At 61.2% G+C, this 20,966-nt stretch carries 19 protein-coding genes; 10 read left to right on the top strand and 9 right to left on the bottom strand.

All coding sequences use genetic code 11. The features are described from left to right. Window position 1: 1 nt before the first annotated feature. The 4 genes from AC4BCN_RS22865 (at window position 2) to AC4BCN_RS22880 (ending at window position 5,694) form a co-directional block, all read left to right on the top strand. Window positions 2-1,093 carry a hypothetical protein gene (locus tag AC4BCN_RS22865; RefSeq protein WP_490491817.1) on the top strand — a complete coding sequence of 364 codons (1,092 nt, stop codon included), beginning with the start codon at window positions 2-4 and terminating at the stop codon, window positions 1,091-1,093. Beyond that, complete coding sequence (locus tag AC4BCN_RS22870; RefSeq protein ID WP_490491818.1) at window positions 1,090-1,647, top strand: hypothetical protein; 558 nt, start codon at window positions 1,090-1,092, stop codon at window positions 1,645-1,647. The genes AC4BCN_RS22865 and AC4BCN_RS22870 overlap by 4 nt, the downstream gene beginning before the upstream one ends. A 316-nt stretch (window positions 1,648-1,963) precedes the next feature. Continuing rightward, window positions 1,964-4,660 (top strand): DNA mismatch repair protein MutS, encoded by a 2,697-nt coding sequence (mutS, locus tag AC4BCN_RS22875; RefSeq protein WP_490491819.1) that lies wholly within the window; start codon window positions 1,964-1,966, stop codon window positions 4,658-4,660. Next, window positions 4,657-5,694 (top strand): hypothetical protein, encoded by a 1,038-nt coding sequence (locus AC4BCN_RS22880; protein ID WP_338679450.1) that lies wholly within the window; start codon window positions 4,657-4,659, stop codon window positions 5,692-5,694. The genes mutS and AC4BCN_RS22880 overlap by 4 nt, the downstream gene beginning before the upstream one ends. A 47-nt stretch (window positions 5,695-5,741) precedes the next feature. Here AC4BCN_RS22880 and AC4BCN_RS22885 read toward each other — a convergent pair whose 3' ends face one another. After that, window positions 5,742-6,287, bottom strand: a complete 546-nt coding sequence (locus AC4BCN_RS22885; protein WP_070303515.1) for an FKBP-type peptidyl-prolyl cis-trans isomerase — start codon at window positions 6,285-6,287, stop codon at window positions 5,742-5,744. Between the two features lie 93 nt (window positions 6,288-6,380). Between AC4BCN_RS22885 and AC4BCN_RS22890 the strand changes: the two genes are divergently transcribed. Both AC4BCN_RS22890 and AC4BCN_RS22895 read left to right on the top strand, forming a co-directional pair. Further along, the gene (locus AC4BCN_RS22890; RefSeq protein ID WP_092710750.1) at window positions 6,381-7,502 is read left to right on the top strand and encodes a cupin domain-containing protein; all 1,122 of its coding nucleotides are present in this window, start codon (window positions 6,381-6,383) and stop codon (window positions 7,500-7,502) included. Between the two features lie 353 nt (window positions 7,503-7,855). Then, window positions 7,856-8,110 (top strand): hypothetical protein, encoded by a 255-nt coding sequence (locus AC4BCN_RS22895; protein ID WP_034783358.1) that lies wholly within the window; start codon window positions 7,856-7,858, stop codon window positions 8,108-8,110. 281 nt (window positions 8,111-8,391) lie between these two features. On the opposite strand, the gene bamC is transcribed toward AC4BCN_RS22895, so the two are convergent. The 8 genes from bamC to AC4BCN_RS22935 all read right to left on the bottom strand — a co-directional run bounded on the left by bamC (window position 8,392) and on the right by AC4BCN_RS22935 (window position 15,445). Continuing rightward, window positions 8,392-9,585 (bottom strand): NlpB/DapX family lipoprotein, encoded by a 1,194-nt coding sequence (gene bamC, locus AC4BCN_RS22900; protein WP_490491820.1) that lies wholly within the window; start codon window positions 9,583-9,585, stop codon window positions 8,392-8,394. 81 nt (window positions 9,586-9,666) lie between these two features. Next, a complete protein-coding gene (gene dapA / locus AC4BCN_RS22905) occupies window positions 9,667-10,545 on the bottom strand; it encodes a 4-hydroxy-tetrahydrodipicolinate synthase (protein ID WP_034750679.1) in 879 nt (292 codons plus the stop codon). An 84-nt stretch (window positions 10,546-10,629) separates the two neighbouring features. After that, on the bottom strand, window positions 10,630-11,202 hold the full coding sequence (locus AC4BCN_RS22910) for a class I SAM-dependent methyltransferase (RefSeq protein ID WP_490491821.1): 573 nt from the start codon (window positions 11,200-11,202) through the stop codon (window positions 10,630-10,632). Between the two features lie 42 nt (window positions 11,203-11,244). Then, window positions 11,245-11,922, bottom strand: coding sequence for a site-2 protease family protein (locus AC4BCN_RS22915; protein WP_139091533.1), 678 nt, complete (start codon window positions 11,920-11,922; stop codon window positions 11,245-11,247). Between the two features lie 94 nt (window positions 11,923-12,016). Continuing rightward, the gene (locus AC4BCN_RS22920; RefSeq protein WP_490491822.1) at window positions 12,017-12,640 is read right to left on the bottom strand and encodes an L-threonylcarbamoyladenylate synthase; all 624 of its coding nucleotides are present in this window, start codon (window positions 12,638-12,640) and stop codon (window positions 12,017-12,019) included. A 38-nt stretch (window positions 12,641-12,678) separates the two neighbouring features. After that, the gene (gene htpX / locus AC4BCN_RS22925; protein ID WP_070303511.1) at window positions 12,679-13,563 is read right to left on the bottom strand and encodes a protease HtpX; all 885 of its coding nucleotides are present in this window, start codon (window positions 13,561-13,563) and stop codon (window positions 12,679-12,681) included. Window positions 13,564-13,645: 82 nt separating this feature from the next. Then, on the bottom strand, window positions 13,646-14,479 hold the full coding sequence (locus AC4BCN_RS22930; RefSeq protein ID WP_034750693.1) for a 3',5'-nucleoside bisphosphate phosphatase: 834 nt from the start codon (window positions 14,477-14,479) through the stop codon (window positions 13,646-13,648). A 90-nt stretch (window positions 14,480-14,569) separates the two neighbouring features. Continuing rightward, a complete protein-coding gene (locus AC4BCN_RS22935) occupies window positions 14,570-15,445 on the bottom strand; it encodes an alpha/beta fold hydrolase (RefSeq protein WP_338679455.1) in 876 nt (291 codons plus the stop codon). Between the two features lie 206 nt (window positions 15,446-15,651). Here AC4BCN_RS22935 and AC4BCN_RS22940 point away from each other — a divergent pair, with 206 nt between their 5' ends. From AC4BCN_RS22940 to AC4BCN_RS22955, 4 genes are all read left to right on the top strand, one after another. Then, window positions 15,652-16,176, top strand: a complete 525-nt coding sequence (locus AC4BCN_RS22940) for a gamma carbonic anhydrase family protein (RefSeq protein WP_139091530.1) — start codon at window positions 15,652-15,654, stop codon at window positions 16,174-16,176. A gap of 4 nt (window positions 16,177-16,180) precedes the next feature. Continuing rightward, window positions 16,181-17,161, top strand: coding sequence for an Hsp33 family molecular chaperone HslO (hslO, locus tag AC4BCN_RS22945; protein WP_128142279.1), 981 nt, complete (start codon window positions 16,181-16,183; stop codon window positions 17,159-17,161). Between the two features lie 140 nt (window positions 17,162-17,301). After that, complete coding sequence (locus AC4BCN_RS22950; protein ID WP_490491823.1) at window positions 17,302-19,713, top strand: TonB-dependent receptor; 2,412 nt, start codon at window positions 17,302-17,304, stop codon at window positions 19,711-19,713. Beyond that, a complete protein-coding gene (locus tag AC4BCN_RS22955) occupies window positions 19,713-20,843 on the top strand; it encodes a glycerophosphodiester phosphodiesterase (protein ID WP_490491824.1) in 1,131 nt (376 codons plus the stop codon). Before AC4BCN_RS22950 ends, AC4BCN_RS22955 begins: the two co-directional genes overlap by 1 nt. Window positions 20,844-20,966 lie beyond the last annotated feature (123 nt).

The following is a 20,966-nucleotide window of genomic DNA, read 5'->3' on the forward strand; positions in this document are numbered from 1 at the left end:
TGTGTTACAGCACAACCCCAATAATGCCGCGGCGGCCGCAGGGCTATCTCTCGCATCGAGCCTGCGCTATATAGGAGAGGGCCGCGACGATACCTGGCTACATCGGGCTGAAATCAATGCCAGGCAGGCTCTGGAAGCAGACAATCAACTGGCACTGGCGCATGTCGCCAAGGCATGGGTATATGAAATACAGGGCAAGAGCGACGAAGCGTTGCATGCGACGACGAACGCCCTGAATCTCGAACCGAACAGTTTCCTCGGCTTGTATTGCAAGGCACGGCTGTACATCGCCAGCCAAAAATTCGATCTGGCCAAGTCCATACTGGACCAGGCCATGACGGCCTATCCACAGGCGAGCTTGTTTGTAACCTTGCTTAGCGTCATGCAGTATAGGCAGGGAGACTACCCCCGTGCCGAACAAGGCTTCCGGAAAAGTATTTCCATGTCGCCCCACTCCCCCAGCACCTATGCCTTCCTCAACGCACGCTTGTTAAGGCTGAATCGCGATGTGGAAGCGCTACAGGTCTTGCAGCAAGGCTTACAGATCGCTCCATACTGGGAGCTTTACACCAACCTAGGAACAACGCTGTTTGCCAAGGGCGACTATCTGGGTGCCGTGCAGGCGTTTGAGAATGCCGTATCCGAAACCAAGGGCAGTCCCGGCATCTACTTGCTGTGGGCCAATCTGGCCGATGCACAACGCTGGGTTCCGGCGCAAATGCAGGCGTCCAAACAATCCTATGCGCGCGCCATCGCCCTGCTACGGCCCATGTCGCAACGCAAACCCAACGATGTCACCGTCATTTCGCGCCTGGCGCTTTACCAGGCCTATGCAGGAGAAAAGCAAGCCGCCACTGCCGGCGTGCAGCACGCACTTAGTCTCGCCCCAGAAATGGCTGACGTGCAGTTTCGCGCCGCCCTCACGTATGAACTTATCGGATATCGCGGAGAAGCGCTGGCTGCGCTGCAACAAGCCAGCACGCTTGGCTATCCCCTCAATCTGATCGAGTCAGCCCCCGATCTGTTGAACCTGCGACGAGATGCTCGCTACCAGCAGTTTATTATTAACCTGAAAAGAGATCGTAAAACATGACGCCTGTAAGCCCTTGGATGAAGTTATCCGTGCATTTTGATGCAGATCAAATTACCAACCAGCTCGACTACAGCTTCACCTCGTGCGACGGCACGGCCGATCCACGCCATGGCCCCTATATGGGCGGGGTACACTTCCAGAAGGGACAACATGTCTATCTCGACGTGACTTGCTGCGGCTCCAAGGAGAGCGGCTTCAGCTCGTTCCAGATCATCGATTGCTGCATCATCAGCGTGCCGCAACTGACGCAGATCGGTCCGAAAGTCCCTACCATCTACTCACCGCCATCGCCCTTCCTGCAAGCCGTAGGCGCCACTTATAGCTTGCCACTGGACTTCGAAATCCAGCAACTGCTGGGTGATACCGACCAGCCAACGCTGCATCATATCCGCCAGGAATGGAAACATACGCTGGACGTGGGCTATGCAAGCGGCCGCTGGGAATTGTCTTTCGTCATCACCGTACGCATCATGCGCGGCGAAGACTCGCCGCCAGAATTGCGCGTATTTTCCTTTGACCCGGAAAGTTCAGTCGGCGGTACGACTAATCTGTAATACTTTACCAATGCCAATCTGGCGCGGCACATTGCGCCAGAAGCATGCGTGAACAAGTTAAGTTCGGCCATTCAGACACGATCTCTGCCATAACTATCTCCGTTGAGCACAGCATAGTCAACTTCAAAGCCACGCCCTTCCTCCGACGTGGCTTTTTTCCATCCGCACGCAATACGCCGCCCTGCCCGCCGAAAGCGGTAAAATGACGGCCTTGAACCCAAGCTCCGCCCTCTGGCGCGGCCTTGAATGCACACAGCACCACACACAGCCCGGCAGGCATGCGTTTCCCTGCCGCCGGACCAACGACAAAGAACACATGACCACCGTCCCAAAAGAAATCAACGCCGCCGCGGCAAAGAAAAATTCGGCTGAAAAGCTCACGCCCATGATGCAGCAATATTTAGGCATCAAGGAGAACCACCCGACGATGTTGGTCTTCTACCGCATGGGCGATTTCTACGAGCTGTTTTTCGAGGATGCGGAAAAAGCGTCGCGCCTGCTGGGCATTACCCTGACGGCGCGCGGCGTGGCCAGTGGCAATCCGATCAAGATGTGCGGCGTGCCGTTTCATTCGCTGGACGGTTATCTGGCCAAGCTGGTCAAGCTGGGCGAGTCGGTGGCCATTTGCGAACAGATCGGTGACCCGGCCACCAGCAAGGGCCCCGTTGAACGCAAGGTCATGCGCGTGGTCACGCCCGGCACCCTGACGGATGCGGACTTGCTGCCAGAGAAGGCCGAGCGTCCGCTGCTGGCCATGTGCAGCATCACGCAGCGCAAGACGGTGACCACGGGTCTGGCCTGGCTGTCGCTGGCCAGCGGCGCCTTGAAACTGATGGAGTTTTCCGGCGACAGCAGCACCGTGGCCGTACGCTTGCAGCAGGAACTGGAACGCATCGTGCCGGCTGAAATCTTGAGCGGCGACAATGGCAGCCTGTTCGACGACTATGCGGGCACACACATCAACCGCGTGCCGGACTGGCATTTCGACGTGGTGGGCGGCCACAAGGCCCTGCTCGATCAGCTGGGCGTGGCGACCTTGACGGGCTTTGGCGCCGATGGCCTGGGCGCCGCGTTCGGCGCGGCCGGCGCGCTGCTGCGCTATGCGCAGTCGACGCAGGGACGCGGTCTGCAGCACGTGCGCTCGCTGACGACGGAAACGGAAAGCGAGTTCATCGGTCTGGACGCGGCCACGCGCCGCAACCTGGAACTGACGGAAACCATTCGCGGCCAGGAATCGCCCACTTTATTTTCCCTGCTGGATCATTGCCGCACAGCGATGGGTTCGCGCATGCTGCGCCACTGGCTGCACCATGCACGGCGCGATCAGAAGGTGGCGCGCGCGCGCCATGAAGCGATCGCCGCGCTGGCGCAAAGCGAAGCGGCCGGCCCGCTCGCCGCCACCCTGGCGCAAGTACCCGATATCGAACGCATCACCACGCGCATCGCGCTGCTGTCGGCGCGTCCGCGCGACTTGGCCGCCCTGCGCGATGGCCTGCTGCAACTGCCGGCCCTGCGCGGCGACGTCGTGCGTTGTTATGGTCCTGGCCAGGGCGGAGAAACCGGCTTGCTGGCCGCCATCCACACAGCCTTGGCCACGCCTGTTGCCTGCCTGGACTTGCTGGTGCGCGCCGTGGCGCAGGAACCGGCCGCCATGGTGCGCGACGGCGGTGTGTTTGCCACCGGTTTCGATGCCGAACTCGATGAATTGCGCGCGCTGTCGGAAAACGCGGGCCAGTTCCTGCTCGACCTGGAGACGCGCGAACGGGCCCGCACGGGCATCGCCAACCTGCGCGTGGAATACAACAAGGTGCACGGCTTCTATATTGAAGTCACGCACGGCCAGACGGACAAGGTGCCCGACGACTATCGCCGCCGCCAGACCCTGAAAAACGCCGAGCGCTACATCACGCCGGAATTGAAGGTGTTCGAAGACAAGGCCCTGTCGGCGCAAGACAAGGCCCTCGTGCGCGAAAAGATGCTGTACGACCTGCTGCTGGCCGACCTGGCGCCGCACATCGGCACCTTGCAGACGATCTCGCAGGGCCTGGCCCAGCTCGACACCCTGAATGCGCTGACGGAACATGCGCAACAGCACAACTGGGCTGCGCCGCAACTGGTCGACGAGCCGTGCATCAACATCGTCGAAGGCCGCCACCCCGTGGTGGAAAAGCAGATCGAGCGCTTCATCGCCAACGATTGCCGCTTCGTCAACGAACGCCGTCTGCTCCTGATCACCGGTCCGAACATGGGCGGTAAATCGACCTTCATGCGCCAGGTGGCCTTGATCACCCTGCTGGCCTACGTGGGCAGCTACGTGCCGGCCGCGTCTGCCACCATCGGCCCCATCGACCGTATCTTCACGCGTATCGGCGCCACCGACGATCTGGCGGGCGGACGCTCGACCTTCATGGTGGAAATGACGGAATCGGCAGCCATTTTGAACGGCGCCACCGAGCACTCGCTGGTGCTGATGGATGAAGTGGGCCGCGGCACCTCGACCTTCGACGGCCTGGCGCTGGCATGGGCCATCGCGCGCCACCTGATCGATACGAGCCGCAGCTTCACCCTGTTCGCCACGCATTACTTTGAGCTGACGCAACTGCCGGACAGCCACCCGAGCGCCGCCAACGTGCATCTGTCGGCCGTCGAGCACAAGGACAGCATCGTCTTCCTGCACGCCGTGCAGCCGGGCCCTGCCTCGCAAAGCTACGGCTTGCAGGTGGCGCAACTGGCCGGCGTGCCACAGCCCGTGATCAAGGCCGCGCGCAAGCACCTGGCGCGCCTGGAAGCGCAGGCGCTCGACGCCACGCCGCAGCGCGACCTGTTCGCCGCGCCGGCAGCCGATCCGTATGCGCAAGAGGAAGAAGAAGAAGAAGCATCGGCGCCGCTGGCCGCGCTGAATGCGGCACAGCAAGCCTTGCTCGACGCCATCGCCGACCTCGATCCCGATGCGCTCACGCCACGCGATGCGCTCGAGCAGCTGTATCAGTTGAAACGGCTGGCCGCCGCATGACCTGCCGGCGCGGCACGATACACCTGCTGGCCGCCGGCTTGCTGGCTGCCAGCCTGCCATGGCAAGCGGCGCTGGCCGCCCAGAGCGACCAGGCCGGCTTCGAATTTGCCGTGCTGGGCCATTCCTTCAACGCCGGACCGGACGATGGCCCCCTGAAAAAAGCCATCGCCGACACGAGCGCCTTCAATGCATCTTTCGTCGTGGCCACCGGCATCAAGGCGGCCAGCGAATCGTGCAGCGACAAGCTGTACAGCCAGCGCAAGGACTTGCTCGACGCCAGCGGCCCGCCGCTGATCGTCTCGCTGTCGGCCAGCGATTGGGCCAACTGCCGCAATTCGCGCGGCAGGGTCAACGCCATCGAACGCCTGAACCGCTTGCGCGACGTGTATTTCGCCGACGACCAGAGCCTGGGCCAGCGCAAGCTGACCCTGTCGCGGCTGTCATCGACGGCGAAGTTCCGCAGCTATGCGGAAAACGCCCACTGGGAATATGGCGGCGTGCTGTTTGCCACCATCAACCTGCCCGCGAATAACAACCATTTCCTGCCGGAAGCGGGACGCAACAGCGAATTCGAAGACCGTCTGGTCGCCAACCGTTCCTGGCTGCAGCGCCTGTTCGCCATGGCGCAGCGCAAGAAACTCGACGGCATCGTGCTGTTTTCCGACGGCGACATGGGCGTGCTGGACGAAGACGACAATTCGCTGCTGCCCAGCTTCAGCTCAAAACAGGATGGCTTTGCCGGACCGCGCAAGCAGGTCCGTACCCTGGCGAAGAAGTTCAGCGGCAAGGTGTTATTGGTCGATACCCAGCGCGATGGCGACGCGGACGGCAAGGAAGGGAAAAGTAAAAAGGCCGCGGCCAAGGCAGGCGGGCCGAAAATCAGCTGGAAAGGCAACCTGGGCCACGTCAGCATCGACAACGACTGGTCCGCCATCGCCGTAAGGCCAGGCAAGACGCCATTCTTTGAGGTGCGTCAACGCGCAGTCAGGCCATCGGCCCAAGCGCGTGCCAAGGCGTCGACTGTACGCCGCTAGCGCATCAGCAAACAGGCCGGCATGTAGCCGGCCTGGAACAAGCGATATTAGTGAATCGGATGCGAACGGAAGTGATCGCCTTCGTCACCCTCTTCTTCATCATCGCCATGGTCATGGCCGTGTGCGCCATGCACGTGGCCATGGGCGATTTCTTCATCGGTGGCGGCGCGCACGTCAGCGACGGTCAGCGAGAAGCGCAGCGCGATGCCGGCCAGTGGATGGTTACCATCCAGCACGACTTTGTCGTCGGCGATATCGGTGACGGTGAAAATCATCGCTTCTTCGTCCGGCGAATCGCTTTCCGGCATGCCTTCGAACTGCATGCCCACTTCCAGCGGCTCAGGCAGGCGATTGCGCGGCTCGACCTTGACCAGGGCTGGATCATATTCACCGAAAGCATCATCCGGTTCGATCTGGATCGTGTTGGAGTAGCCGACTTCCTTACCGTCGAGTTCTTCTTCGATCTTCGGCAGGGTGTTTTCATAATCACCGTGCAGGTAGACCATCGGCTGACGGCCGTCTTCGATCAGATTGTCTTGCGCGTCTGACAGTTTGTAGTTGACAGTCACGACCGTATTTTTGGCAATCTTCATTATGCTTCCTTTCATTGTATAAGCTGGCAAATTATACCTTCACGCCGCCAACGGCAGGCGCATTCCTGCATTTCCGGTTGTTATAATGGGCGCATGAAAACATTAACTCTCCTCGGCGATATCACGCCGGCGCAATTCCTGCGCGACTACTGGCATAAAAAGCCCCTGTTGATCCGTCAAGCCGTACCCGGCTTCAAGGCGCTGTTCGATTTCAAGGCCCTGGCCGAGCTGGCTACCCTCGATCACGTTGAATCGCGCCTGGTCAGCCATGCGGATGGCCACTGGAACATGCAGCAAGGTCCGCTGACCAGCCTGCCTTCACTGAAACAGAAGGAGTGGACGCTGCTGGTGCAGGGCGCCAACCTGCACAGCGCCAAGGCTGACGCCCTGCTGCGCCAGTTCCGTTTCCTGCCGGACGCGCGCCTGGACGACCTGATGGTCAGCTTCGCCACTGATGGCGGCGGCGTGGGCCCGCATTTCGATTCCTATGACGTGTTCCTGCTGCAAGGCCAGGGCAAGCGCCACTGGCGCATCGGCGCGCAGAAAGACCTGAGCCTGATCGACGGCTTGCCGCTGAAAATCCTCAGCAACTTCACGCCCGACGAAGAATTCACCCTGGAACCGGGCGACATGCTGTACCTGCCGCCCCACTACGCACACGACGGCGTGGCCATCGGCGACTGCCAGACGTATTCGATCGGTTTCCGCTCGCCTTCGTTCCAGGAACTGGGCGAAGCTTTCCTGCAATTCATGGCCGATTCGATCGACTTGCCGGGCATTTACAGCGATCCGGACCTGAAAGCGTCGGGCAAGCCGGCGGAAATCCCCCGTGAAATGCTCAGCACCATCGCGGAAGAGCTGAACAAGGTGCGCTTCACGGAAGAAGACGTCACGATTTTCCTCGGTGAACACCTGTCGGAACCGAAGCACAATGTGTTTTTCACGCCGCTGTCCAAGCCGCTGACGGTGGGCCGCTTCGCGGACGCCGCACAGAAAAAGGGTGTCGTGTTGTCGCGCAAGACGCTGATGCTGTATCGTGGCAAGAATGTCTTCATCAATGGCGAATCGTTTGCCATTGGCAAGGCTGACAAAACGGCCCTGGAAACCCTGGCCAACGAACGCGCCCTCGATGGCGCTGCCGTGGCCCAGGCTTCCGATGACGTGATGGATGCCTTGTATACCTGGTATCAGGATGGCTGGATCGAACTGGCTTGAATGGGTGCAGCGTAGCAAAGTGGTATTACAGTAGGTAAAATAACAGCATCTGCGCCAGCGCAAAGAAAGATATTATTTTTATATCGTTTTGTCGCGCTTTCGCAAATCGCTTACACTTGCTTGCAATTTGCTTCGGTAAATATTGCGATATCACAAAATAGTTGCGAATTTGCCTCTTGCTCCTATTGCGACGCACCAAAAATCGCTATAATATTCGGTTAGGAAGTTTCCGTTGTCTGGCAGGCACCACCTGGTACGAAAAGCCTTCGAAGACGACCTAACGAGCGATAATTACCGGTAATTATTCATCGCAACAATGTTGATTTATTTTTTGAAATAATTAAGGAAAACAAATGAAAAAATCCCTGCTGATCGCCTCCCTGATGGTTGTTGCTCTGGCTGCTTGCAGCAAAAAAGAAGAAGCTCCTGCACCAGCACCAGTAGTTGAAACCCCAGCACCAGCACCAGCAGTTGAAGCTGCTCCAGCTGCTGCTGCTGACGCTGCTGCTTCGGCCGCTACCGACGCTGCTGCTGCTGCTTCGGCTGCCGCTTCGGCCGCTACCGACGCTGCTTCGGCTGCTTCGGCTGCTGCATCGGCTGCTAAGTAATTTAGCACCCTGCACTAAAGAAAGCCGGCCTTCGGGCCGGCTTTCTGGAAGGGTAAACACCCAACCAAACCTACTGCGCGCCGCGCTTTGCGGCCTGCGATGCTCACCGTACTAAAGTACGGCTGCGCTTCTTAGCCACAAATCACTGGCGCTCGCTACGGTTTTGTTGGGCGTCGCAAGCATCTATTGCGTACCCAAAATAAAAAGGCTGTCCCGGTTTGCACCGGGACAGCCTTTTTTATGATGCGTGGCAGCTTTTGATCGCCGCCACTCAGTGAACCTTATTTCAACTGATCGTTCAGCAGACCCAGGATCTTCTCTGCCACTGGCGAGGTATCTGGCTGGCCTTCGTTGCTGAGGATGCTGACCAGGCTGGTCGAGCCCGTGCCGGCCTTGACGAGGACGCGGTAGCGCTGCGCTTCCTTGTCCTTGTCGGACGACGAACCCCAGCTGAACAGTTTCGAGAAGAAACCATCTTTCTTGACTGCATCCGGGTCGACGTAACGCACGAAATACGTGCCTTGCGTGCGGTCGCGGTCTTCCACGGTGAAGCCGACGCGGTCCAGCGCCAGGCCGACACGGCGCCAGGCGCGGTCGAAACCTTCATCGACTTCGATTGCACGCGCCGGCGTGGCGGCGTCGCCGACCAGCTTGGCGTGCTGCGGCTGCACGATGGCGGCATCGACGGCCGTCTTCGCTTGCGCATCGTCGCTGGCCGCGCCCAGGCGCGTCATCAGCTTGGCCAGGAATTGCGCTTCCAGGCCCGGATCGTTCGGGCGAGCGGTCCAGGTGGTGGTTTCCTTGTCGCGGCCCGTGACAACCTCTTCCACGCCACGGTGGCTGACGTAGATCTCGGTCGAGCCATCGGCCAGGCGCTCCACGCGGGTACGGAACTTGTCTTTTTCACCGGTCGAGTACAGCGAATCGAAAGCCTTGCCGATGGTGCTGCGGATAAAGTCTTGCGGCACCTTGGCGCGGTTTTCATTCCACTCGGTTTCCATGATGCCAGCCGTCGGCTGGTCGATGGCAATGGTAAAGCCCGAATCTTCCCAGAACTGTTTCAGTTGCGGCCACAGCACTTCAGGCGATTGCTTGACGACCAGCCAGCGCTGGTTGCCCGCGCGCTCGACCTTCACGCCGCCTGCCGTAACCGGCACGACACCGACCACGCCATCGGCACCCACAACGACGGGCGTACCGGCCGTGGCGTTGCGCTGCGCGTTGTAGCCGGAAGCCGTGGCCACGCCGTTTTTCGCATCCGGCAGCGAGTAGCGGTTGTCCTGCTGCAATTGCGTCAGGTCAGGCGGCACGTCCAGGGTGCCGGCTTTCTTGACCGACTTGTAGTCGACCTTGTCGCCGCCAACTACCGAACTGATCATGCCGCAGCCCGCGAGGCTGGCTGCGATGGCGCCGATGACGATGCCGCGGACGGCGGTGGTGGCAGGCGCCGATTGGTTTTTCTTGCAATTAGTCATGTCGTAACTGGATAAGAAGCTAAGTAGCAGCTGGAATCAGGGAAGGTCCGGACTGGTCAAGTCCGGGCTTGAAGTTCGGTCTTAAGACAGGATGCCGGCGTCGCGCAAGGCATCGCGCACGGTCGCATGGCAATTTTCAGCCAGCGGCACCAGTGGCAAGCGTATGCCGGCAGGCATCAGGCCCATTTCGGCCATCGCCCATTTGACGGGCACGGGGTTGGGCTCGACAAACAGCTTCTGGTGCAGAGGAAAAACCTTGTTATTGATGGCAATCGCCGTGGCGCGCTCGCCCGCCATGGCCGCGACGCACAGTTCGTGCATGGCGCGTGGCGCGACGTTGGCCGTCACGGAGATATTGCCGTGGCCGCCGCAGAACATCAGCGCCATGGCGGTCGGATCATCGCCCGAGTACACGGCGAAGTCCGCTGGAACCAAACGCAGCAGGTCGATGCCACGGCCGATATTGCCGGTCGCATCTTTCACGCCGACGATATTCGGGATGGCGGACAGGCGCACGATGGTCTCGTTGCTCATGTCGGCAACAGTACGGCCCGGCACGTTGTACAGAATGACGGGAATGTCGACGGCTTCGGCGATGGCCTTGAAGTGCTGGTACATGCCTTCCTGGGTAGGACGGTTGTAGTACGGCACCACTTGCAAGACAGCATCTGCGCCCGCTTCTTTCGCGTAGCGCGTCAGTTTGATGGCCTCGGCCGTGGAGTTGCCTCCGGCGCCGGCGATGATAGGAATGCGTCCCTTGGCATGTTCGACGGTCAACTGTATCAGTTCGCAGTGTTCTTCCACGCTGACTGTTGCCGATTCGCCCGTTGTGCCAACGATGACGATGCCGTCCGTACCCTCGGCGATATGCCAGTCGATCAGCTTGCGCAGACCTGGAAAGTCCAGACTGCCGTCTGCGTGCATCGGGGTGACGATTGCTACAATGCTGCCCTTGATCATAGTAAGTTTATAGCGCCGATAAATAAAACAACGATTGTAGCGGATAGCCCGCGCCTGTGGTGCATTCTGACATAGTATGGCCGCTCAAAACGTCGGCAGCAGCGCTGCCAACCGTGGAAAATCCGGCCGGACGGCACAAATTCGTTGCACCAGAGCAGCTTTTGGCTGTTCCACGCGCCCATCCTCATACGCTACCACACGCAATCCCTGCTGCACCGCCCAGCTCAGCATTTCGCCTTCCTTCAGCAGGAATTTCGGATTCGACGGCTTGCCGAACTGTTCATTGCCCTCGGCAAACGTTTCATACAGCAGCACGCCATCGGGCGCCAGGCTGGTAACCATGGCTTCCAGCAGCGGCCGGTGCAGATAATTGGTGACGACGATGCCGGCAAAGCGGCCGGGCGCGAAGGGCCATACGGCGCCCGGCGCTTCCAGGTCCACCAGTGACGTGGTGATGCCCGTGCCGGCCGCTTTTTCCAGCATTTCCGGATCATGGTCGAGCGCGATCACGGGGTGGCCCAGGCTCACCAGGTGGCGCGCATGGCGGCCTGCGCCGCAGGCCAGGTCCAGCACTTCGCCGCCCGGAATCAGGGGCGCCCAGCGGCGCAGCCAGCCGGAAATCGCTTCGGTTTCTACTGTTGGTTCAATTGCTTGCATCGGTACTTCCATCAATTATGTGCGGCTATCCAGTTGCTTGTATCACGTCAACAGGGCCGTCAGGGGCGTGACCATGGTGACAAAAATTCCTATGACAAATTCGATTGCCGCCAGCAAGGCGCGGTTCAATACGCCCGTGTACATCAGCAGCACCAGGGCACCGAACACATACAGGCTGTAGCGCTCGATGCTGGCGTAAGGGCGCGCCAGCTGCATCGGCAGCAAGCCTGTCATGATGCGTCCGCCATCGAGCGGCGGCACGGGAATCAGGTTAAAGACGAACATGGCCGCATTCACGCTGACGCCGGCGCCCGCCATCTTGCGGAAAAACATGCCCATTTCCGTCGGCGGCATAACGCTGAGCACGACAAAGGCGATCATCCAGCCCAGGCCCATGACGAAATTGGCGCCAGGCCCGGCAAACGCCACCCAGGCCATCTGCTTCTTCGGATTGCGCAGGCGGCTGAAATCGACGGGCACCGGCTTGGCATAGCCGAACGGTACCTGGATTGCGAAATACAGCATCAAGGGCAGCAAGATCGTACCGAAAGGATCGATATGCCGGATGGGATTGAGGCTCAGCCGGCCCTCGTTCGAAGCCGTGGGGTCGCCGAAATAGCGGGCGACGTAGCCGTGCGCCGCCTCATGCAGGGAAATGGCAAACAGCACCGGCACCAGGTACACCGCAACGGTCTGGACTATCGTATTGAAATCGCTCATGACCGCGATTCTACCAGAGGCGCCACAGCCTCTTTCTTACGTTGTCATTAAGAACAGGTGAAGACCGGCGCGGCAACAGGCGCGCGATACCCCTCTACAAGCCCAGCACGGCCGGGTCGCCGCGGCCCACGCGCACCACTTCCGCCTCCGGTCCCGTCAGGTCGATCACGGTGCTGGGGCCATGTGCGCACACGCCGCCATCGATAATCAGGTCGACCAGTTTTTCCAGGCGTTCGCGGATGGTGTCGGCATCGGTCAGGCTATCTTCATCGCCGGGCAGAGTCAGTGTCGCGCCCAGCAGCGGCTGGCCCAGCTCTTCCAGCAGGCATTGCACGATGCGGTGCTGCGGCACGCGCAGGCCGATGGTCTTGCGCGAAGGATGGCTGAGGCGGCGCGGCACTTCCTTGGTCGCTTCCAGGATGAAGGTGTAGGCGCCCGGCGTGGCCGCCTTGAGCAGGCGGAACTGGCGGTTGTCGACGCGGGCATACACGCCCAGCTCGCTCAAGTCGCGGCATAGCAAGGTTAAATGGTGCTTTTCATCCACGCCACGGATGCGGCGCAGGCGTTCGACGGCGCCCTTGTCGTCGAGCTGGCACACCAGCGCGTAGCAGGAATCCGTAGGCAAGGCCACGACGCCGCCGGACTGGATGATCTGGGCCGCCTGCTTAATCAGGCGCAATTGCGGATTGTCAGGGTGAATCTGGAAAAATTGACTCATGTGTAAGCGTTCTGGCGAACCAGCTTGTTAAGTTAGCATTATTGTACGCCGCGCAGCGCAGCGATGCGTTGTTCGATCGGCGGATGGGTGGCGAACAGCGCGCCCCAGCCGCCATTGCCGCCGCTGATGCCCAGCGCCTGCATCGATTGCGGCAGCTCGCCCGGCGGCACGCCGCCCAGGCGTGCCAGCGCATGCATCATCGGCGTGGGGCTGCCCAGCAGCTTGGCCGAACCGGCATCGGCGCGGAATTCGCGCTGGCGGGAGAACCAGGCGACGATGATGGAAGCGAGCAGACCAAAGATCACTTCGCACACCATCACGGTGACGAAATAGCCGATGCCGCGTCCGCCGCCTTCGCGGTTGTTATTTTTCAGCAGCACATTATCGACAAAGAAACCCACGACGCGGGCCATGAAGACGACAAAGGTATTCACCACGCCCTGGATCAGGGTGAGTGTCACCATGTCGCCATTGGCGACGTGGGCGATCTCGTGGCCCAGCACGGCTTCGACTTCGTCGCGGTTCATGCTTTGCAGCAAGCCGGTCGAGACGGCCACCAGCGCCGAGTTTTTGAAGGCGCCCGTGGCGAACGCATTCGCGTCGCCTTCGTACACGGCCACTTCCGGCATGCCGATGCCGGCCCGCTCGGACAGCGCGCGCACGGTATTGACCAGCCACAATTCCGTCGACGACGTCGGGTTGTCGATCACGCGCGCGCCCGTGCTCCACTTGGCCATCGGTTTGCTGATCAACAGGGAAAAGATCGATCCCGTGAAGCCGACCACCAGCGAAAACACCAGCAGGCTGCCCAGGTTCAGGGTACTGCCGCGCGCCGGATTGCCCACGCCCAGCAAACTGAGCACGAGCGACAGCACTAGCATCACGGCCAGATTGGTTGCAATAAAAAGGACGATACGTTTCATGGGCGTTGGCTCCGGAAAACAGAATAGCTAAAAGATAAGTGTGCAGTCGCGACTTTTCAAGCCCGCGCAGGCCAGCCGCGCCCTAGAACCAGTCGTGCCAGATAGGCGTTACATTCGCTGGTAAAGGCGGCAACTTGGCAAAATCCACGCGCGATTCGCCCGGCGCATGGAAATCCGTGCCGCGCGAGGCGAGGAAGCCGTAGGCGTTGGCCAGCTGCGCGTATTCGGGATACTGGTCCGGGCTATGGCTGCCCGTGACGACTTCGATGGCCACGCCACCGAGCTGCTTGAATTCATCGAACAGCACGCCTTGCGCCATGTCGCTGAAGCGGTAGCGGCCAGGATGGGCGATGACGGCCACGCCGCCCGCGCCGCGTATCCAGCCCACCGCTTCAGCCAGAGTGGCCCAGCGGTGCTCGACGTAACCAGGCTTGCCTTCCGACAGGTATTTCTTGAACACGTCGGGGATGTTCGCGCATTTCCCCATTTCCACGATGTAGCGGGCGAAGTGCGTGCGCGACATCAGGTCCGGGTTGCCGACGAATTTCAAGGCCCCTTCATAGGCATCGGGAATGCCGGCCAGGTCGAGCTGACGGGCGATTTCGCGGCCGCGCGCATCGCGCCCCGAGCGCGTCTGGTGCAAGCCCTGCACGAGACCCGGATTGTTTTCATCGACTTGCAAGCCCACGATGTGCACGGTTTCGCCGGCCCACGTGATGGAAATTTCCACGCCGGCCACGAAACGCATGCCCAGGTCCAGCGCGGCCGCGCGCGCGGCGGCAACACCCGACACCTCATCGTGGTCCGTCAGGGCCCACACGTCGACGCCGGCCTTGCGTGCGTACGCGGCCACGGCGGCGGGCGCGAGCACGCCGTCGGAGATATTCGAATGACAATGCAGGTCGACTTTAAGCATGTGAAAACAATACCCTGCACGGGCTCAGCATGGAAGAAGTTTTCATTGTACGCTGCTTGTCAAATCGCGCTGCGGCGTTCCCGACACACATCAGGCCAAAAAGGCTTCCACCAGGCGCGCCAGTGCCGCCGGTTGATCATGATGCAGCATGTGGCCCGCATCGCGCATCATCTCGCAGCGCACATCCTTGATGCAGGCCAAACGCCGGTCGATTTCTATGCGCGCCTGTTCCTTGGGCCCCATCCATTGCCACATATTCGTGTCATCGGCCTCCACCCACAGCACGGGCGCCGTGATGCGGCGCCAGCACGCCATCACCTCTTCCACCTGATACAGGATGGGATTGACCCGCTTGTGCTGCGGGTCGCCCATGATGTCCCACTCGCCCGCCTCGTTCTGCGCCGACCAGTGTTCGGCGAGGAACGCCGCGCGCTCGTCCGGCAGGCGCGGGTTGGTCTTTTGCAGGCGTTCGGCCACGGCCTTTTGCGTGGGATAGCTGCGCATGGCGGGCGGCTCGCGCAATTCGTCCAGCCACTTGGCGTAACGGCCCGGCGCCTGCTCCGGTTTTGTTGCCATCATGCCGAAGCCTTCCAGGTTGATGAAGCGGCTGATGCGCTCGGGCCGCACGCCCGCGTACAGGCCGGCCACGTTGGCGCCCATGCTGTGGCCCAGCAGGTTGACGGGAGCGTCCGGCGAGTAATGCAGCAGCATGGCGTCCAGGTCGGCCAGGTAGTCGGGGAACCAGTAGGTGTCCGATTGCGTGTAGTCGCTGAGGCCAAAGCCGCGCCAGTCGGGCGCGATCACGTGCCAGTCGCCGGCCAGTTCGTCGACGACGAACTGGAACGAGGCGGCCACGTCCATCCAGCCGTGCACCATAAACAGGATGGGCGCCCCTACACGGCCCCAGTGGCGCACGTGCGTACGGGCGCCGCGGATGTTGATGAATTCGGAACGGGAAAGTTTCATGGGTTTCATCGCATGCCTGCCTTGAAAGTGGCGCAGATGGCGCCACATGCTGTGTCTGTAGATAGTACGGCCATAAAAGTACGACCGTTCGATAATTATACCGGATTGACGGTCGGCGCTCGGACTTGCCCTGCAACAGCGTAAAATAGCGCAAAACTTCCGCGTCCGGCCGCGCCCGGCGCTTCCACCACCGCCACAGGCTAACGATGACACTCTACCAATTGGGCGCCGATGCGCCGCAGATTGATGCTTCCGCTTTTGTTGCCGACACGGCCAACGTGATCGGCAAAGTGACCCTGGAAGCGAATACGTCCGTATGGTTCGGCGCCACGATTCGCGGCGACAACGAACGCATCACCGTGGGCGTCAACAGCAACGTGCAGGAAGGCGCCGTGCTGCATACGGACCCGGGCTACCCGCTGGACATCGGCCAGAACGTCACCATCGGCCACCAGGCAATGTTGCATGGCTGCACGATCGGCGATGGCGCCCTGATCGGCATCCAGGCCGTGATCCTGAATGGCGCGAAGATCGGCAAGAACTGCCTGGTCGGCGCGGGCGCCCTGGTCACGGAAGGCAAGGAATTTCCCGACAATATGCTGATCCTCGGCTCACCGGCGAAAGCCGTGCGGGCCCTGACGGCAGACGATATCACCAGGCTACAAAGCAACGCCGTGAACTATGTACAGCGCGGCCAGCTATTTAATACGCAACTCAAGAAGATTGGATAAAAGAATGACGACTGAAACCACGGGCGCCGTCAGCGCAGCCGCTACCGGCCAGGATACCCTGCAAAAATTTATTTTCGACAATGCCGCCGTGCGCGGCCAGTTCATCGACGTGTCCCACACCTGGCAGGAAGTGGTGTCGCGCCACGCCTATCCGACGGCCGTGAAAAAAGTGCTGGGCGAAATGGTGGCCGCCGCCGCCCTGCTGTCGGCCAACCTGAAATTCAACGGCTCCATCATCATGCAAATCCATGGTGACGGTCCCGTGCGCCTGATGGTGGTCGAGTGCGACTCCGACCTGCGCCTGCGCGCCACGGCCAAGCTCGACCCGGACGCCATCATCGCCGACGTGGCCACCGTGCCGCAATTGCTCAACGCCACGGGCAAGGGCCGCTTCATCATCACCCTGGATCCGGCCGACAAGGTGCCGGGCCAGCAACCGTACCAGGGCATCGTGCCGCTGGACGGCGACGACATGGCGACCGTGATCGAAAACTACATGTTGCGCTCGGAACAGCTCGACACGCGCCTGTGGCTGGCCACGGACGACACCGTCTCGCGCGGCCTGCTGCTGCAAAAGCTGCCCCACCATGGCGGCAAGGCCGAAGCGACGCCCGTGTCGGAAGAAGACGCGCTTGACACGTGGAACCGCGCCGTGATGCTGGCCTCGACCCTGAAAGAAGCGGAAATCCTGTCGACGGACATCGATACCCTGATGCAGCGTTTGTTCTGGGAAGAAACGATCCGCGTCTTCGACCCGCTGCACCCGAGCTTCCATTGCAGCTGCACGCGCGAAAAAGTGGGCAATATGCTCAAGATGCTGGGCGAGGAAGAAGTCAACAGCACCCTGGAAGAAGTGGGACAAGTGGGCGTGAACTGCGATTTCTGCGGCCAGCACTACGAGTTCGACAAGGTCGATTGTGCGCAGCTGTTCGTCACGGATGCGCCGGCAGAGGTGCTCATTCCACCCGCAGCCAGCATTAACTAATTGTAATATTCTTCGCGCCGCCTCTCAGGCGGCGCCTTTGTTTCTGCTGTCATCTTCCCGTCATCAGTTCGTCATCAGCCCGTCACGCGCCGCCGTTACGCTGCGCAGCTTGTATTACTCCCAATACTTTCCACAGGCTGATGATGACCACCCACTTGACGCTGGCCCTGCGCCGCCATTCCTTCCATGTTTTGCTGGGCGCTTGCGCCGCGGGCTTGAGTTTGCCTGCCCTGGCGCAAACGGCCGTGGCTGCCGCCGTGGCCTCGGCCACGACCGAGATGGCCTCGCCCGCCACTGCCGCCGATGAGGGCGCGACTATGGCCACCGTGGAGATTTCCTCGCGCAAGACGCGCTCTTCGGTCGCCCTGAGCAAGAATGAAATCCAGAAGATCCTGCCCGGCACGAATCCACTGAAAGCCTTGCAAACCTTGCCGGGTGTCAGCTTCCAGACGGCCGACCCGTGGGGCAACAACGAACAGAACCTGTCGCTGTTCGTGCATGGCTTTTCGGGCCAGCAACTGGGCTACACCATGGATGGCGTGCCACTGGGCGACCAGCAGTACGGCAACTACAACGGCCTGTCGCCGCAGCGCGCCGTGATCAGCGAAAACGTGCGCAGCGTGGTGCTGTCGTCGGGTGCGGGCGACCTGGCCACGGCCTCGACCAGCAACCTGGGCGGCACCATCGAAACCTATTCCAGCGACCCGCTGGCCACGCAGGGCGCCAGCGTGCAGCAAACGGTGGGCAGCCACCGCACTTCGCGCACGTTTGCCCGCTACGACACGGGCGCCTTCGGCGACGGCAGCAGCGCCTATTTTTCCATCCTGCACCACGAGGCGCGCGCCTGGGACTTCGATGCGCGCCAGGGCGGCGACCAGTTCAACGCCAAATACGTCAACCGCAGCGAGGCGGGCAAGCTGACCCTGTTCTTCAATTACTCGGACAAGATCGAGCCGAACGAAGACAGCACCGTGCACGTGGCCGGCGAAACGAGCGCGCCGTACACGCGCCCCTTCCTGTACCCGGACTTCAAGGCGGCTCTCAATTACCTGTCGCCAACGGGCGCGACGCCCGCTGCGGACGGCAACAATTACCGCAATTACTACAGCGATGCGCAGCGCACCGATTACCTGGCCTACGCCAAGTTCGACGCCAACCTGTCCGAAGGCATGACGTGGTCCAACCAGGTGTATTACCACAAGGATGATGGCGCTGGCGTGGTGGCAGGCCCCATCGGCGTGGCCGGCTTGCCGGGCCTGTTCAGCGTGTACTATCCGAAGCAGAACCTGAAGGAAGTCTTCGGCAACTCGGGCTACGCCGTGCGCACGACGGAATACGACATCAAGCGCGGCGGCTTCATTTCCACACTTCGCAAGGAAATCGGCAATCACCAGATCGAAGCGGGCCTGTGGCTGGAGCAGAACCGCTCGTCCGCCTACCGCCGCTGGTATGCGCTGGACGTCAACAACCCGACCTCGCCGTACGACCGCCCGAGCAATCCTTTGATCACGCAATACGGCAGCGAGATCGACAACAAGGTGGTGCAGCTGCACTTGCAGGATGAATGGCGCATCCGTCCCGATATCGCCCTGCAAGCCGGCTTCAAGTCCAGCCTGCAGTTTGCCGATGGCCAGTTCCCCGTGCAGCCGGCCAAGGGCGCCATTGCCGGCGGTTCGACGGCCTTGCCGGTCGGCACCATCAACACGAAAAAATGGTTCTTGCCGCAAGTGGGCGCACGCTGGGATGTCACGCCGCAAGACCAGCTGTATTTCAACATCCAGAAAAACATGCGCCAGTTCGTCACCTATGGCGGTGGCGGCGCCTCGCCATGGAGCTTGTCGAGCCAGGCCGCTTTTGATTTGTTCAAGCGCGATGCCAAACCGGAAACGGCCCTCACCTATGAAGTGGGCGTGCGCGGCAGCCATCCATTGAACCTGGGCGCCATCACTTCCATCGATGGGCAAATCAACGTCTACCACGTCGACTTCAGCAACCGCTTGCTGCAGATCAGCCCGACCCCCGTGATTTCCTCCATCATCGGCGGCAACCCCGTGCTGGCCAACGTGGGCAGCGTGCGCACGGACGGCATCGATATCGCCGGCACTGTTCACTTCGGCAACAATTTTTCGTTCTACAATGCCCTGTCGTACAACCGTTCGCAGTACGCGGACAATTACAACAATGGCGCCGCGCTGGTACTGACGGCGGGCAAGAACGTGCCAGGTTCGCCCGAGTGGCTGAACAAATTCGTGGCCTCGGCGACGTTTGGCGACATTGAAGTGCAGCTGACGGGAGACTATGTGGGCAAGCGCTACGCGACGTACACCAACGATTTGTCCGTGCCCAGCTATTTCCTGATGGGCCTGGGCGTGTCGGGCAAGCTGCCGGCCATGGCCAGCTGGCTGAAAAACCCGCGCTGGCGCCTGAACGTCAGCAACCTGGCCAACCGCGAAGGTTCGCTGAACGTGGTGGTCGGCGCGGCCGACAAGACCTACAACACCTTCCCGATCGCCCCGCGCCAGGGCTTCCTCACCTTGACGGCGGACTTCTGATGCGTACGCCAATCTTGCCGCAACGGCATTTTTCGCGCCGCAGCTTCGTCCGGGCGGCCGCCGGCGGCCTGGCGCTGGCCGCCGCGCCGGGCTTTGCGGCCGGCCTGCTGGCCACGCCACCTGCCCGTCCGCTCGTGTTCGCCCACCGGGGCGCCAGCGCCCTGCGTCCCGAGCACACCTTGGCGTCGTACGCCAAGGCCATCCTCGACGGCGCCGACTACGTGGAGCCGGACCTGGTCGCCACGCGCGACGGCATCCTCGTGGCGCGCCACGAAAGCAACCTGATCGACACCACCGACGTGGCGCGCCGTCCCGAGTTCGCCAGCCGGCGCGGCAAGAAGATGGTCGATGGCGAATGGCACGAAGGCTGGTTCGTCGACGACTTCACCCTGGCCGAACTGAAAACCCTGCGCGCCATCGAACGACTGCCGAAAGTACGTACCGGCAACACCCTGTACGATGGACAATTCCAGATCCCCACGTGGGAAGAAATCATCGATTTTGTTGCAGCGCAATCGGCCGCCAGCGGACGCATCATCGGCCTCGTGCCCGAGCTGAAAAGCTCGACCTACTTCCGCGATGCGGGCCTGGCGCTGGAAGACCGTTTCCTGTCGACCATGCTGGCGCACGAATACACGCGCCGCGCACCGATCGAAATCCAGTCCTTCGAAGTGGCAAATTTGAAATACTTGCGCGAGAAGCTGGGACGGCGCGCCAATGTGCGCCTGATGCAGCTGGTGGTGGGCGGCGATATCCGCCCGATGGACGTGGCCAAGGTGGGCGGCAAGCTGACGTTCGGGCAGATGACGACGCCGGCCGGCTTGCGCGACATCGCCGCCTATGCGGACGTGGTGGCGCCGCCAACGCGAGCAATCATCGCGCTGGGCGCCGACCAGCGCCTGGCCAAGCCCTCGTCCATCGTCGACGATGCGCACCAGGCGGGCTTGCTGCTGCACACGTGGACCTTCCGTCCGGAAAACCGTTTCCTGGCGGCCGACTTCCGCGATGGCAATGGTGAAAACGCGCGCAACGAAGCGGGATCCGTGGCGGAAATGCGGCGCTACATCGAGACGGGACTGGACGGCTTTTTCAGCGACGATCCGGGTTTGGGACGCATCGCCGCCGGATAAACATTTCGTAACAAATTCTTTTTCAGGGCGTGGCCGGCGGCTACGCCCTTATTATTCGCTTCCTGAATTTCTGAAATTGGAATTTGGAATTAGACATATATCGCCAACTCCATTATTGTGCAA

The sequence above is a fragment of the Janthinobacterium sp. Bl 1 genome (assembly GCF_058215535.1).

Bases quoted from the DNA above. Each gene is read 5' to 3' on its own strand.
- dapA (WP_034750679.1), bottom strand. From the start codon at position 10,545: ATGATCAAGGGCAGCATTGTAGCAATCGTCACCCCGATGCACGCAGAC.
- AC4BCN_RS22955 (WP_490491824.1), top strand. From the start codon at position 19,713: ATGCGTACGCCAATCTTGCCGCAACGGCATTTTTCGCGCCGCAGCTTC.
- mutS (WP_490491819.1), top strand. From the start codon at position 1,964: ATGACCACCGTCCCAAAAGAAATCAACGCCGCCGCGGCAAAGAAAAAT.
- AC4BCN_RS22910 (WP_490491821.1), bottom strand. From the start codon at position 11,202: ATGCAAGCAATTGAACCAACAGTAGAAACCGAAGCGATTTCCGGCTGG.
- AC4BCN_RS22885 (WP_070303515.1), bottom strand. From the start codon at position 6,287: ATGAAGATTGCCAAAAATACGGTCGTGACTGTCAACTACAAACTGTCA.
- AC4BCN_RS22880 (WP_338679450.1), top strand. From the start codon at position 4,657: ATGACCTGCCGGCGCGGCACGATACACCTGCTGGCCGCCGGCTTGCTG.
- AC4BCN_RS22870 (WP_490491818.1), top strand. From the start codon at position 1,090: ATGACGCCTGTAAGCCCTTGGATGAAGTTATCCGTGCATTTTGATGCA.
- AC4BCN_RS22950 (WP_490491823.1), top strand. From the start codon at position 17,302: ATGATGACCACCCACTTGACGCTGGCCCTGCGCCGCCATTCCTTCCAT.
- AC4BCN_RS22895 (WP_034783358.1), top strand. From the start codon at position 7,856: ATGAAAAAATCCCTGCTGATCGCCTCCCTGATGGTTGTTGCTCTGGCT.
- htpX (WP_070303511.1), bottom strand. From the start codon at position 13,563: ATGAAACGTATCGTCCTTTTTATTGCAACCAATCTGGCCGTGATGCTA.
- AC4BCN_RS22915 (WP_139091533.1), bottom strand. From the start codon at position 11,922: ATGAGCGATTTCAATACGATAGTCCAGACCGTTGCGGTGTACCTGGTG.
- AC4BCN_RS22930 (WP_034750693.1), bottom strand. From the start codon at position 14,479: ATGCTTAAAGTCGACCTGCATTGTCATTCGAATATCTCCGACGGCGTG.
- hslO (WP_128142279.1), top strand. From the start codon at position 16,181: ATGACGACTGAAACCACGGGCGCCGTCAGCGCAGCCGCTACCGGCCAG.
- AC4BCN_RS22940 (WP_139091530.1), top strand. From the start codon at position 15,652: ATGACACTCTACCAATTGGGCGCCGATGCGCCGCAGATTGATGCTTCC.
- AC4BCN_RS22920 (WP_490491822.1), bottom strand. From the start codon at position 12,640: ATGAGTCAATTTTTCCAGATTCACCCTGACAATCCGCAATTGCGCCTG.
- AC4BCN_RS22935 (WP_338679455.1), bottom strand. From the start codon at position 15,445: ATGAAACTTTCCCGTTCCGAATTCATCAACATCCGCGGCGCCCGTACG.
- AC4BCN_RS22890 (WP_092710750.1), top strand. From the start codon at position 6,381: ATGAAAACATTAACTCTCCTCGGCGATATCACGCCGGCGCAATTCCTG.
- bamC (WP_490491820.1), bottom strand. From the start codon at position 9,585: ATGACTAATTGCAAGAAAAACCAATCGGCGCCTGCCACCACCGCCGTC.